The following is a 14258-nucleotide window of genomic DNA, read 5'->3' as shown; positions in this document are numbered from 1 at the left end:
TTAAAATTGTTGGCACGGTTTTCGCTTTGTCATGAAGCAAGGAGCCAACTCGCTATTTACTCAATTTGACACCGGAGGTTATTTCACATGTCAGTAGAAAACGTGCTCGCACTGATCCAAGAAAACGAGGTGAAATTCATCGACCTGCGCTTTACCGATACCAAGGGTAAAGAGCAGCATGTTTCTATTCCCTCACATCAGATTGATGATGACTTCTTTGAAGAAGGCAAAATGTTTGATGGCTCATCGGTTGCGGGCTGGAAAGGCATTAATGAGTCAGACATGGTGATGATGCCTGACCCAAGCTCTGCCGTGCTTGACCCTTTTACCGAGGAAAGCACCCTGAATATCCGTTGTGACATTCTTGAGCCTTCAACCATGCAAGGCTACGACCGTGACCCACGCTCAATTGCTAAACGCGCAGAAGATTACATGCGTGCAACCGGCATCGCCGATACCGTTCTCATCGGTCCTGAGCCAGAGTTCTTCTTATTCGACGACGTCAAGTTTGCCACCGATATGGCTGGCTCGTTTTACAAAATTGACGACGTCGAAGCAAGCTGGAACTCAGGCACCGCTCTCGAAGGGGGTAACAAAGGTCACCGCCCTGGTGTGAAAGGCGGTTATTTCCCAGTTGCACCGGTTGATTCATCACAAGACATCCGTTCTGCCATGTCATTAGTGATGGAGGAAATGGGTCTAGTGGTTGAAGCACATCACCACGAGGTAGCGACCGCGGGTCAGAATGAAATTGCCACCCGTTTTAACACCTTGACCACCAAAGCCGACGAAATTCAAATCTACAAATACGTGGTTCACAATGTCGCGCACGCCTTTGGTAAAACGGCAACCTTTATGCCTAAGCCACTGGTTGGTGACAATGGTTCAGGGATGCACGTCCACCAGTCGCTTGCCAAAGATGGTCAAAACCTGTTTGCCGGTGACAAATACGGTGGTTTGTCTGAAACCGCACTGTACTACATTGGCGGTGTCATCAAGCACGCGCGTGCGATCAACGCATTCGCCAACGCCTCAACCAACTCGTATAAGCGTCTGGTCCCAGGCTTTGAAGCGCCGGTCATGTTGGCTTACTCAGCACGTAACCGCTCAGCGTCAATCCGTATCCCTGTGGTACCGAGCCCGAAAGCACGCCGTATTGAGCTTCGCTTTGCCGATCCAACAGCCAACCCGTATCTCTGCTTCGCTGCCATGCTAATGGCTGGCCTAGACGGGATTAAGAACAAGATCCATCCTGGCGATGCCATGGACAAAGACTTGTACGACTTGCCAGCGGAAGAAGCAGCGGAAATCCCAACCGTTGCCGAGTCACTGAAAGAGGCCCTGCAAGCGCTTGACGCGGATCGTGAATTCTTGACCACAGGTGGCGTATTCTCGGATGACTTCATTGATTCTTACATCACGCTGAAAGGCGAAGATGTTGAGCGCATCCAAATGACCACGCATCCCGTAGAATTCGAGCTGTACTACTCGGTATAAGCGCGCAAACAACGCAAATTGTTGCCCACCTCGCAGGTGGGCTTTTTTGTGCTTTTTACCCGCACGATGTGGCTTATCATGGTCCATATCTGCAGAAAAAGAAGGGTAAGCGATGCGCTGGATAGCCATCATCGTGTTCAGCCTCACTGTCACCTGCCAGGCTGGCACGATTTACCAATGGCGGGATCAAAACGGACAGTGGCATATCAGCGATCAGCCTCCCAATGCGCCCCACCAAGTGCGGTATTATGCTCCCTCGTCGGTGTCGCCATCGTTAACGCAACCGCCGCAGACAACCACCCAGCCCGCCAGTCAATCAAACGTGGCGATCACACTGGTTCACCCCAGTGATGGCGCGACGTTACGTAGTAATCCCGGTAAGGTTTCAGTAAAAGCCACCCTTGCTCCGGCGGCTTCCCCAAGCGACCAGGTCCAGCTGGTGATGGACGGTAACCCCGTTCAGGCTCACCCTAAGCAGACGCGCAGCGCCTCACAGCTCACACTAGAATGGCACCTCAGCCCGATAGACAGGGGCACCCATCGTTTTCAAGTCCGCTATTTAGAAAGCGGCAAGGTAATTGCATCATCCTCTGAGCATCAGGTGTATTTGCATCGCGCCCATGTGAATCAGCCACATCGAACGCATGATTAATCCGCGACAACGCCGATGAATTCACAAACCCGGCAGTGCAAGCTGCATCAAGCAAGGATCTCGATTACACTCAATGCACCAAAACAGTGCAAACAAGGACGCAACACGGATGACCCCCGCTCAACTGTTCGATCATCTTCTCACCGCGATCATTGTGGTGGATAGCCAATGGCGTATTCAGTACGTCAACGCGGCCGCCGAGCAGCTGATGCACCAAAGTGCCAGGCGCCTGCTGACACAACCGCTCACCGCGCAGATTCAGCACGCCAGCGTCGACTGGGGACAAATTGCCAACACCACACGTGCCGGGCAAAGCTTGACGGACAGTGATGTGACCTGGGTGGTGGACGGCCAGCCACAAAAGGTGCAACTCAGCGCCAGTCCGTTGTTTGATCAAGCAGATGAGGGACGGCTGTTACTGGAAGTGAATGTGGTCAGCCAACAACAAAGGATCAGTAAGGAGCTTACCCAAAAAGCGCAACAACAAGCGGCAAAAGAGTTGGTACGCGGCTTGGCACATGAAATAAAAAACCCGCTCGGCGGCTTACGCGGGGCGGCACAGTTGCTAGAAAAGATGCTGCCTGATGCGAGCTTGGCTGAATATACGCAAATTATTATCGAGCAAGCCGACCGATTGCGAAACTTGGTCGACCGTTTACTGGGGCCACAGCGTCCTGGGTTGCGCCAACGACAAAACATTCACGTTGTGTTGGAAAAAGTCCGCCAATTGATCAGCCTCGATAACCACGAAGGCATCCAGATCATTCGCGATTACGACCCCAGCTTACCCGATTTTGAGATGGATCCTGAGCAGCTTGAGCAAGCGATTCTCAACGTCGCCACCAATGCTGCCGATGCCATACGCGGTCAGCCTGACGCCTGTTTGACGCTCCGCACGCGCACAGGCTTTCAAACCGTGATCCATGGCGAGCGTCACCGAGTGGTCGCGCAAATTGAAATCATCGACAATGGGCCCGGGATCGCGCCGCATCTGCAGGACACCTTGTTCTACCCCATGGTGACGAGCAAGGCTGACGGCAATGGGCTTGGACTCGCTATCACCCATCATTTAATCGATCAGCATCAAGGCAAAATTGACGTGAATAGCTGGCCAGGCCATACCTGCTTCACCATCCAATTGCCAATCATTGAAAAGGACACGCCACATGAGTAAAGGGACCATTTGGATTGTTGATGATGACAGCTCCATTCGTTGGGTGATGGAACGCACCCTCAGTGCCGCCGGCCTCACCTGCGATACGTTTAGCAATGCTGAAAATGTACTCAGTGCCCTGCATGAACGTCGCCCTGATGTGTTGGTCTCCGATATTCGCATGCCAGGTAGCGATGGGCTGGCGCTGCTAAAAGCGGTACAAGAGCAACACCCTGACTTACCCGTGATCATCATGACCGCGCACTCGGATTTAGATGCCGCGGTTAACGCCTACCAAAAAGGCGCGTTTGAATACCTGCCCAAGCCGTTTGATATTGATGAAGCGCTGGCTCTGGTTGAGCGCGCACTGGCCCACTATAAAGAGCAGCAAAAGCAACAAACGTCACAACAGCCGCAAACGCAGACACCAGAGATCATCGGCGAGGCCCCCGCGATGCAAGAGGTGTTTCGTGCCATTGGCCGGCTGTCACGCTCCTCGATTTCGGTGTTAATCAATGGTGAGTCGGGCACGGGTAAGGAGCTAGTCGCCCAAGCGCTACATCGTCATAGTCCGCGGGCCAATCAAGCCTTTATCGCCCTGAATATGGCCGCCATCCCCAAAGACTTGATTGAGTCCGAGCTGTTCGGTCATGAAAAAGGCGCATTTACTGGGGCCAACGCGGTCAGGCAAGGACGCTTTGAGCAAGCCAATGGGGGGACGTTATTTCTCGATGAAATTGGCGATATGCCATTGGATGTGCAAACGCGTTTACTGCGTGTGCTAGCGGATGGTCAATTCTATCGGGTCGGCGGTCACGCGGCGGTCGATGTGGATGTGCGCATTATCGCGGCTACCCACCAAGATCTCGAACGCTTGGTGACAGAAGGCAGTTTCCGAGACGACCTGTTTCACCGCTTGAACGTGATCCGCGTTCATCTACCCTCACTCAAAGATAGGCGCCAAGATATTCCCCAGCTATGTCAGCATTTTCTTGCCCGCGCCGCCAAAGAGCTGGATGTCGAAGCCAAGCAACTCCACCCAGACACAGAAACCATGATGAGCCAGTTACCTTGGCCGGGTAACGTCCGCCAGCTAGAAAACACCTGCCGATGGCTGACCGTGATGGCCAGCAGTAAGGAAGTGCTTCCCTCCGATCTCCCAAGGGAACTGCTCAACCAGCCCAGCACGGTGGCCGACAGTGAAGCACATGATTGGCAGCAAGCCCTCACCCAATGGGCTCAAGATGCGATAACACAAGGGCAACACGGCATTTTGCAACAAGCGCTACCCAGCGTCGAACGCATCTTGTTGCAGTCGGCGCTCAAGCACACTCATGGCCACAAACAAGAGGCGGCTAAAATTTTAGGATGGGGACGTAATACCCTAACACGCAAACTCAAAGAGCTAAATATTGAGTCGTAACTCATTATTGAAACTGACACTCTTTGAACCTCTGCTAAATTTAAGTAAAGAGATTGAGGTAAAATCCAACAATCGTGTTATTTTTCTGATAAGAGTGAAGTTGTTGTCCTGATGAGAAACGTACGCCCATTGTCAATACGCGCTGCCGTTATGCTTCCCGTGTTTCTCGTCCTAACACTGACGTTGGTCGTGATCATTATTACCATCAACAACCACTATCGCGCCAGCTCGCAATTTGTCGGCAAATTGTTACTCGAAGACTACTCCGTCGGTATTGAGCGAGACTTGCGCCAGTATCTTGCTCACCCCTTTAATGCCAACATCTTTGTCGCCGACAGCCTAGCCGCCCGGCTTGGCGATGCGCCAATGACTGACTCAGGGCTGCGTGATTATCTTCTCAATAGCTACACCTCCCTCTACCAAGCCATGCCTTACATGCAGGTACTCAGTATTGGGGTGGATGCCGAAGGGACGTATTTTGGCTACCGCAAAAGCCAAGCGGGTCAATATATTTTGATGGAGCAGAGTGACGCAACCCAAGGCACGCTGCGTATTTTTGATGGCCGCACGCCAAACGCTAACGTCGTTTACCAAGACAGCGATTACGATCCACGCATCCGACCATGGTACATTCCTGCTTTTAATCGCGAGCAACCGCGCTGGACCGACATTTACCGTGATGCCGATGAAGTTGGTGAAGTCTCCTTATCGGCCATCGCCCCGGTGATGGTCGATGATAATGTGTGGGGCGTGGTCGCCAGCGACATCAAGCTCAATGCGTTTAACCGCTTCCTCAGCGAACGTCAACAAAAGCTCGGCGGGGCATTATTTATTGTCGACGATGAGGGCCGAATGGTCGCCCACAGTGGCCAAGAGAGCCCCAGCAATATCTTACATTTTCCTGATATTACCCATAATCCAGTCCTCGACAATACGATTAGCCAGGTCGCAAATGCGTGGCCGCCCGACCCCAGCCGTTTAGGCAAGCCCTTTAATTTCGATATTGCCGATAAGGGCCATTTTTATGGCACCATTAAAAAAGTGGCGATGCCCGCTCCCTTTCAGCATCAGTGGTATGTGGTGGTCGCACTGCCCGATCAGCTACTGTTAAAAAACCTTCTTAGCCAGCAAGAAATCAGTATTTATCTGGTGGTAGCCATGGCACTGGTCGGGCTTGCGGTGGTGTATTTCATTATACGCCAACTGACTCGCCCATTGAGAGACACCGCTGAAGCGGCAGCCAAACTGGCATCCGGCAATTTGACTTACCGCATTAATACACCCGCAAGCCTGCGGGAAATCGCGATACTCAAAGAAGCGTTTAACAATATGTCGGTCAAATTGCAGCACTCTTTCGATGCGCTGCGCCAACAAGTCCGCCAAGATAACCTCACGCAACTTTATACGCGGGAAGGCTTGATTGAACAGGCCACGGGCTTACGCTATCACGCTCCCAATACCTTGGTGATTTTGGGGATCAATGGCTTTCGTAATATTAATGACAGCCTGGGACAAGAAGGCGGGGACACGCTTTTATGCGCGATTGCCGATCGACTCAGCGCCCTCTCCGATGGCTCTGGGATGCTACTGGCACGCGTACGTGGCGATGAGTTCGCCGTTCTCGCGCCCAATACCACTAACCGAACGCAATCAGAGGCATTGGTCGATCAGTTATTGAGTTTATTTAAGCGCCCCGTCACCATTGGCAACGATGATGTCCTGGTCGACGCATGTGCGGGCGTAGTCTTTGGCTACACCTTTGGCAATGCCATCTATGAAGGCCTTGATCACGCTGGTCTCGCATTGAGTGAAGCCAAACGCAGTGAAACAGCGATGTACGTGTACTTTGAAGCCAATATGCAGGCACGGATTCAAGAGCAATCACGGCTTCTCCTCGAGCTTCATCACGCCGTTCAGCATCACCAGTTTGAGGTCTATTACCAACCCTTTGTCCGCTTGCTTGATGGCCGGTTCTGCGGCGCAGAAGCCTTGGTGCGCTGGCGCCACCCTACACGCGGCATGGTCTCCCCGGCTGAATTCATTCCCGTCGCCGAACAAAGTGGCTTGATTAATCAAATCGGCATGCAGGTACTTGAGCAAGCCGCCTATGACACCGTGGCGCAGATTCAAAAAGGCTTATGGCCAGCCAATTATCAGCTACACGTGAACTTATCCGCTCGTCAGCTACTGTCGGCCGACTTTATCGACAAACTGCAAAGCGTGCTGGATCGTACTCAACTGCCAGCGGATAATTTAACCTTGGAGATCACTGAGTCACAGCTGATGAGCCACGAACACTTGGCAACTTCAGGGTTAACCAAAATCCGTGCGCTGGGAATTAAAATTGCTATCGATGACTTTGGCACCGGCTATTCATCGCTGGCATACCTTCACCAAATGGCGTTTGATAGCCTTAAGATTGATCGCAGCTTCGTTCACTCGATGACTGAAAACAGCACCAACCAACGCATCATTGAAGCCGTGGTTGCCATGACACGTGGCATGGATGTGCACCTGGTGGCCGAAGGGATAGAGACCCAGGAAGAAGCCGAGCGGCTGCGCGACATCGGTTGCCATTTTGCACAAGGTTTCTTGTTTGCCAAACCGCTGCCCCTCACCGAGCAACCAACAGAACGGGTAACGGACAAGCTCCCCACGCGATAGCTGTCACGCCATCGACACACTGACTACTGACGATGAGCAGGTCACTCGCTATACTGAGCCCCAACTCACCTGCTGGGAACCGATGATGATAAGAAAAGACTTACCCGTGACGGATTTACACCGCCACCTAGACGGCAATATTCGTATCGAAACCATTTTGGCATTAGGGCAAAAATTTGCGATGCCGCTACCCGCTACTGATATCGAGTCATTGCGCCCACATGTGCAAGTGGTTGAGACCGAACCCGATTTGGTCGCGTTTCTGTCTAAGCTCGATTGGGGCGTGGCAGTATTAGGTGATTTAGATGCCGTTCGTCGCGTCGCCTACGAAAACGTAGAAGATGCCTTAAACGCTCAAATTGATTATGCCGAGTTGCGCTTTTCGCCCTACTACATGGCGCTGAAGCATCAGCTCCCCCTCGAAGGGGTGGTAGAAGCCGTGGTAGATGGTGTGCAGGCGGGTAGCCGCGACTTTGGCGTGAAAACCAACTTGATTGGTATCATGAGCCGTACTTTCGGCACGCAAGCATGTATGGCCGAGCTCGATGCGCTACTGACGCAAAAATCACACTTAGTCGCCATCGATCTGGCCGGTGATGAGCTGGGCCAACCAGGTGATCAATTCACCGAGCACTTTGCCAAAGTACGGGCCAGCGACCTGCAAGTCACCGTGCACGCTGGCGAAGCCGCTGGCGCCGCCAGTATGTGGCAGGCAATCAATGAGCTCGGCGCCACCCGAATCGGTCACGGGGTCAAGGCAATAGAGGACCCAGCGCTGATGGATTATTTGGCCAAACACCAGATAGGTATCGAAACTTGCCTGACGTCAAACATCCAAACCAGCACCATTGCCGATCTCGCACAACATCCTGTGCGTCAATTCCTCGACCATGGCATTTTGGCGTCCTTGAATACCGACGACCCAGCGGTAGAAGGCATTGAGCTGCCCTATGAGTATGAAGTGGCTGCCCCTGCCGCAGGCTTAACCCCTGCGCAAATCACCACATTGCAAGAAAATGGTCTTTCGATTGCTTTCTTGTCTGATAGCGAGAAAGCCGCACTGACAGCCCACGCGGCAACACGATAGGTCGCCGTAGAGCCTCTCCACACGAGCCTCGCGCCGTAAAAAAACCGCCATTTGGCGGTTTTTTTAGGCTAAATCACCCGCGAAAACTGTTGCTGACGCGCTCTATCTCGCAAATAAACATCAAAGCTCATACAGATATTGCGGATCAGCATACGGCCTGTTTTGGTCACCGTAATCGTTTGATCGGTCACTTGCACCAACTCGTCATCAATAAAGCACTGCAGTAACGCCAGATCTTCAGCAAAATACTGATCAAAATCTATCTGGTAACGTGTCGCAATGTCCGCTTTTTCTAAGGTGAAGTTACACATCAGCGCTTTTATGACATCACGACGAATGCGATCATCCGGCTCAAGCATCACGCCTTTAAACAGTGCATGGCGTTCAGCATCCACTTGCTGATAATACGCTTTCATCTCTTTTTGGTTCTGCGCGTAACAATCACCAATCATCGAAATCGCCGATACGCCGAGTCCGAGCAGATCACAGTCACCTTGCGTGGTATAGCCTTGGAAGTTGCGATGTAAACGCCCTTCTCTCTGCGCCACCGCCAGCTCATCATCAGGCAGAGCAAAGTGATCCATCCCGATAAACTGATAGCCTGCCCCTGTTAACGTATTAATGGTGTCTTGCAACATGGTGAGCTTGGCGTCCGGAGACGGTAAATCCTCTTCTTTGATTTTGCGCTGCGCCGCGAACAAATTAGGCAAGTGCGCGTAATTAAACACTGAGAGTCGACCCGGACGCATCGTCAAAACTTGCGCTAAGGTTTTGGCAAACCCCTCTGGAGATTGGCTGGGCAAGCCATAAATCAAATCGAGGTTGGTGGAGCGGAAGCCCAGTTCACGGGCACGTTCAACCAAGGCGTGAATAAAGTCTTCATCTTGCTCGCGATTGACCAGCTGCTGCACTTTTTTATCAAAGTCTTGCACCCCGATACTGATGCGATTGAAACCTTCGCTCCGCAGGTGATCGAGCATATCGAGTGGAATTTCGCGCGGGTCGACTTCAATGCTGATTTCCGCATCGCGCTCAAAACCAAACTCTTGACGCAACAATCCCATTAAGCGGGAGATTTGCGCCTTGGTGAGAAAGGTGGGCGTGCCACCGCCCCAATGCAGCTGAGTCACTCGACGTGAACCCAGCAAGAAAGCACGCTGACGGATTTCGTGCTCAAGCGCATCTAGATACTCATCCGCCTTGTGTTGGTGCCGTGTCACCACTTTATTGCAGCCACAGTAATAACAAAGTTTGTGGCAAAACGGGATATGCACATACAACGACAACGGGCGCTCAGGGTACTGACTACACGCCATATCAAATTCCGCAGGCGCAAACGCCTCATGAAATTCGAGTGCCGTCGGATACGACGTATAACGGGGCCCTGAATAGTTGTACTTATTGATAAGGGCTTGATCCCAAATGATTTGTGGTGATGACATGGCTTACATTCCGCAAAAGCGCTTAGGAAAGGAGTAACAGCGTCTAGTGTGCCACAGCCTTGAGTAAGGTGTTTAGCACTACCCGCACTGGTGTTGCGAAAGTGTCGGTGAGATCGATTTTCGCCCAATAATTATAAGGGTATTGAGGCAAAATGACAGAGGAAAGCAGCCACGATAGGCTGCATTCCAGGCAGTCACACTTAGTGCGTGAGGATATGATCAGGGATGTGACGCGCGCCGGTGAAGGCGAGGATTTCCGCAAGCTCAACTTTTATCGCCTCTTCCAAACGCGCTTCATGTTTGGCTCGGTCTAAGTCGAGTCGCATGCGCTCATTCTTTTTCAATCCCTTCCTTGCCTCACCGCGAGGGGTATCTTTTACCGCCTCATACAGTTCAAACAAGGCCGGGTAGCGGCTATCAAACGCAACCCGTTTATCGCCTTGTAGATGATCCATGATCATGTAAAGACGGATCGCAGCCTCCGATAAATCGCATTGATTCTGTAGTGCGGCAAACGCAATCACATCAACACTCTCAATGATTTTGTCATTGCGTTGGTTGATCGCTGCCTCTTTCATCTCGGCTTGCCACTTGGTTTGTCGCTTTAACTTCGCCAGCAATACGCCTGCGTAAACCGATAGCGCTAAAATAATGAGCGCCCCAAGTCCTGCCAATATCCAGATCCACTCCTGCACCGGTTACTCCTTGTTAATCGTCCTGTTGCTCAAATTTAGCCAGCAGGTCGTCGTCATCATCCAACTCGTTATCGTCGGCAAGCAGGCCCAGTTTATCCATCAGCACCTCAATCCGATCCAACTTCTCATCCACATAAGCTTGTAAACCCGCCCCTAATTTCTCGCCATTTTCAATTCTATCCAACAACACGTTCAATTGTGGATCTTGCTCAAGCTTGGCGAGCTCTTGCTCTGGTGTGAGCTTGGGTTGCTTAGGTTTTTCTGCATCCGTACCCAATGGGATCGGCTTTTTACTGCCAATGCGCGGGTCCTTTTTTCCACCGCTGCGATGCACTTGCTTGTTGTCTTCTTCTGAATGACGCGAGCCGGCTTTTTTGCCTTTACGCTTTTTTTGCTTTTTCAGCATTCGCGCAATGCGGTCTTGCTCGTTCTGATTCTTATCTACGTATTGCGCCGGGCCTTCCGATCCTACGCGGCGCGTTTTCTTTTTACGCGTCATGACTCTGGTTTCCTCATTAAAATTACGTCGTTGCCGATAAACGTCAGTTCCAACCCCGCTTGGTGAGCTAAAAACTGGAATGTATATCGGCTAAAAAAGCTGACATGCGTCAGATCATTCTTATAGTGCCAGCGTGAAAAAGCGTCTGGATCTTTAACCAGCTTGGTCATGATGCCCAAGTAACCCCCCGGCTTGAGCATCGACAACCACTGCTGCCATTGCACCTTTGGCCAATAGAAATGCTCGATGGCCTCCGTACAGGTAATAAAGTCATAATGTGCATCCAGTACGTCGGTTTGTGGCGCATAGAAGGGATCATAGCAGGCGACATCATGCCCTGCGTTTCGCAGCATACTGGCCAAGACAGGCCCAGGACCACAACCAAAATCTAATCCCTTTGCTGGCACCGATAAGCGGTCGAGTAAAGGGTTGATCACGCGCGATAAAAAACGCTGATAACCGTCATCCTCAGGGTGATTTTGGTGTAAGTCATAGATAGCTTTCTCATTTTCAGGCGCGAGCAATGCCTGGCGCTCAACAAACACCAACGCGCACGCCGCGCACTGAAGGTACGCTCTGCGTTTGTCGGTATGATAAAGATGGGTTGTTGTGTGCTCACATAAAGGGCAATGCTGCATATCATTCATCTATGCCAAAAGCTGGCGCGAATGTAGCAGAAAGTGGGTCAATAAAAAAGCGACAGGCATAAAGCCTGTCGCGTATCGCGCTTGCGATAATAAGCGGATAGTGTCCGTCCTGGTACCTTGTTCATCCCTGACTCATGGCGCTTGGCGCCTTAGTATCAACGTCCTGTTATCGTGGGTCGCATACCTGCGTGTCAGTCGCTTCCTGCGTCCTTGTCGTTCGACACCCACCACACATCCTGTGTCACGTCGTCCTTGTGCGCCTACCTTGGCAACATCCACATCCTGTGGTCAGACCGTCCTGGTGCTCATGTGCCTTGCTTGGCTCAATCACTTGTCCTTAAGACCAACGTCCTGTTGATAGTGGTAGCATATCGCAATGAGCGCGACTGCCTAGAATGCCAGCCATAAAACATTGAATCAGGAAACAAGACACAGAGGTAACTGACTGATTTTAAATGAACATAAAATATGTCTTTCAAAAAATGACGTGTTTTTCTTGCAAGAGAATAGCCAATCTCTTACGCAGAAGGTCGCCGTTGTCGCTATCAGTGATGTGCTGACAAAATGCGTGCCAAGCGTCATAGACTGTCGCATAAATGGAAGAGATAAAAAAAACGGTGGCGTACATTACGCCACCGTTTTCGTTGGACAGCTCGGTTATTAGTGGAGCCCGCCTAAGTAGTTAGACAGTGCATCAATTTCCTTGTCCGTCAGTTTCGCCGCAACCGAGCGCATCATTTTGTTCATATCATTATGACGCTCTCCGGCACGGAACATTTTCAACTGACTGGCTAGATACTTCGCAGGCTGGCCAGAAATTTTCGGGAAACCAGAAGAAGGGGTGCCATTCCCGCGAGGACCATGGCAGGCTGTACAGGCTGCAATACCGCGCTCCGGATCGCCCGCCATGTAGAGCTGACGGCCTACTTCGATAGCCGTTTCGGGTGTGGTGCCAGGCTTGGGTGTTAAGGTTGCATAGTAAGCCGCTAAGTCTGCCATGTCCTGCTCAGAGAGCGGTGCCACCATACCAGCCATCACAGCGTTATAACGCCCCTGCTCACCGCCGCTTTGCGCGCCGAGCTTAAATTCTTTCAGTTGTTTCTCTAGATAGTTGGCGTGCTGACCCGCCAAGTTTGGGTAATCAGGCAAAACACTGTTACCGTCAGCACCGTGACAGGCGACACAGGTATTGGATTTTGCTTTGCCCGCTTCAGCATCTCCTTGGGCCCAGACTGAAGTGCTGGCGAGGAGAGTCAATATTAGCGCTAATTTCTTCATGACATTCCGTTTATAATTATCAAGCTTCCAGTACCACTACTTAGTTACCGTCATGGTACAATTACCGATCAAAAACCGAGCACGGTTATTTTACACAAATTCACACAAAAGTAATCAGTCTACTACACCAAGACGAGACGGAGTTAACAGTGGAGCAATCACTTAATTACCGTAACACCCAGTTTGTTACCAGCGCACCCGACATTCGCCATCTTCCTGATAATACGGGGATAGAGATTGCGTTTGCTGGCCGTTCCAACGCCGGTAAGTCTAGCTCCCTTAACCGTCTTTGTGACCAAAAGAGCCTAGCAAAGACCAGTAAGACACCCGGGCGCACACAATTAATTAACCTCTTTAAAGTGGACGAAGGGTGTCACATTGTCGACCTACCTGGTTATGGTTATGCCCAAGTCCCGTTGGAAATGAAAGAGAAGTGGCAGCGTTCGCTGGGGGAATATTTACAAAAACGTGATCAACTTGGCGGATTAGTGGTCTTGATGGATATTCGTCATCCGATGAAAGACTTGGATCAGCAACTTATTTACTGGGCGGTTGAATCTCACTTACCGGTGTTAGTGCTACTGACCAAAGCCGACAAATTGAAATCAGGGGCACGTAAGCAGCAACTGATGAAAATCCGCGAAGCGTCACTGGCCTTTTGCGGGGATGTTGAGGTCGAGTTGTACTCATCGCTCAAAGGGATGGGCGTCGATAAATTGCGCCGTAAACTAGACGCTTGGTATCAACAAACACCCCCGGTGATCGCAGACGACCCACAGCCAACCGATTAACCCTCTTGGACGGGTAGGGCCCACCTGTCGCTTACGCAGATAAAAAAAAGCCGACCCTCAATACGAGAGTCGGCGAATCTTTGTGCGTAAGCGAGCTCAATCAGCCCCCATAGACACATAAAGAACAAGAAGCTGTGCGCATTATAACCAAGCCTCCAGTCATAATTAAAGTAATTACTCTAATTTTTTTGAAAAGAATGGGATGATGCGAATCAGCAAAACACAAAAAAGGCAGTGGCAGGGTCGACTCATCGCGTTGACGATTAGCCAATAAAAAAAGCCCCAGTCAGTATCCTGACTGGGGCTGCTGAATCAGCCAAATCCAATAACGTGAAACAAAAGGTCTGAAAGATAGAACATCTTACCTCTGTACCCTACGTTGTTAACTGTATATCAATCACTCAGTATTGAAAAGTATCTTACGTAATTT

General features: G+C 51.1%; 12 protein-coding genes. 7 read left to right on the top strand and 5 right to left on the bottom strand.

Annotated features, from left to right (window positions below; genetic code table 11):
- The first annotated feature begins 87 nt into the window (after nucleotides 1-87).
- The 6 genes from glnA (at nucleotide 88) to add (ending at nucleotide 8476) form a co-directional block, all read left to right on the top strand.
- Nucleotides 88-1497, top strand: a complete 1410-nt coding sequence (gene glnA / locus BZG20_RS14840; RefSeq protein WP_046074445.1) for a glutamate--ammonia ligase — start codon at nucleotides 88-90, stop codon at nucleotides 1495-1497.
- A gap of 112 nt (nucleotides 1498-1609) precedes the next feature.
- Nucleotides 1610-2149 (top strand): DUF4124 domain-containing protein, encoded by a 540-nt coding sequence (locus BZG20_RS14835; RefSeq protein ID WP_077579493.1) that lies wholly within the window; start codon nucleotides 1610-1612, stop codon nucleotides 2147-2149.
- 109 nt (nucleotides 2150-2258) lie between these two features.
- Nucleotides 2259-3323: a nitrogen regulation protein NR(II) gene (glnL, locus tag BZG20_RS14830; RefSeq protein WP_046074446.1), complete on the top strand. Its 1065-nt coding sequence runs from the start codon at nucleotides 2259-2261 to the stop codon at nucleotides 3321-3323.
- Entirely contained in the window at nucleotides 3316-4725 is a 1410-nt protein-coding gene (gene glnG / locus BZG20_RS14825) for a nitrogen regulation protein NR(I) (RefSeq protein WP_077579492.1), read from the top strand. Before glnL ends, glnG begins: the two co-directional genes overlap by 8 nt.
- A gap of 111 nt (nucleotides 4726-4836) precedes the next feature.
- A complete protein-coding gene (locus tag BZG20_RS14820) occupies nucleotides 4837-7389 on the top strand; it encodes an EAL domain-containing protein (RefSeq protein ID WP_077579491.1) in 2553 nt (850 codons plus the stop codon).
- 85 nt (nucleotides 7390-7474) lie between these two features.
- Entirely contained in the window at nucleotides 7475-8476 is a 1002-nt protein-coding gene (add, locus tag BZG20_RS14815) for an adenosine deaminase (RefSeq protein WP_077579490.1), read from the top strand.
- Nucleotides 8477-8544: 68 nt separating this feature from the next.
- On the opposite strand, the gene hemN is transcribed toward add, so the two are convergent.
- The 5 genes from hemN to BZG20_RS14790 all read right to left on the bottom strand — a co-directional run bounded on the left by hemN (nucleotide 8545) and on the right by BZG20_RS14790 (nucleotide 13037).
- Nucleotides 8545-9918, bottom strand: coding sequence for an oxygen-independent coproporphyrinogen III oxidase (gene hemN, locus BZG20_RS14810; RefSeq protein ID WP_046074450.1), 1374 nt, complete (start codon nucleotides 9916-9918; stop codon nucleotides 8545-8547).
- A gap of 200 nt (nucleotides 9919-10118) precedes the next feature.
- Nucleotides 10119-10613, bottom strand: coding sequence for a DUF2489 domain-containing protein (locus tag BZG20_RS14805; RefSeq protein ID WP_046074451.1), 495 nt, complete (start codon nucleotides 10611-10613; stop codon nucleotides 10119-10121).
- 13 nt (nucleotides 10614-10626) lie between these two features.
- On the bottom strand, nucleotides 10627-11112 hold the full coding sequence (gene yihI, locus BZG20_RS14800) for a Der GTPase-activating protein YihI (RefSeq protein WP_077579489.1): 486 nt from the start codon (nucleotides 11110-11112) through the stop codon (nucleotides 10627-10629).
- Nucleotides 11109-11750: a class I SAM-dependent methyltransferase gene (locus tag BZG20_RS14795; RefSeq protein ID WP_046074453.1), complete on the bottom strand. Its 642-nt coding sequence runs from the start codon at nucleotides 11748-11750 to the stop codon at nucleotides 11109-11111. Before BZG20_RS14795 ends, yihI begins: the two co-directional genes overlap by 4 nt.
- Nucleotides 11751-12419: 669 nt before the next feature.
- The gene (locus tag BZG20_RS14790) at nucleotides 12420-13037 is read right to left on the bottom strand and encodes a c-type cytochrome (RefSeq protein ID WP_046074454.1); all 618 of its coding nucleotides are present in this window, start codon (nucleotides 13035-13037) and stop codon (nucleotides 12420-12422) included.
- Between the two features lie 149 nt (nucleotides 13038-13186).
- Here BZG20_RS14790 and yihA point away from each other — a divergent pair, with 149 nt between their 5' ends.
- Nucleotides 13187-13828, top strand: a complete 642-nt coding sequence (gene yihA / locus BZG20_RS14785; RefSeq protein ID WP_046074455.1) for a ribosome biogenesis GTP-binding protein YihA/YsxC — start codon at nucleotides 13187-13189, stop codon at nucleotides 13826-13828.
- The last annotated feature ends 430 nt before the right edge of the window (nucleotides 13829-14258 follow it).

Source organism: Salinivibrio sp. IB868, from assembly GCF_001995655.1.
Lineage (GTDB): Bacteria > Pseudomonadota > Gammaproteobacteria > Enterobacterales > Vibrionaceae > Salinivibrio > Salinivibrio siamensis.
This window is presented reverse-complemented; position numbering and strand designations above follow the sequence as displayed.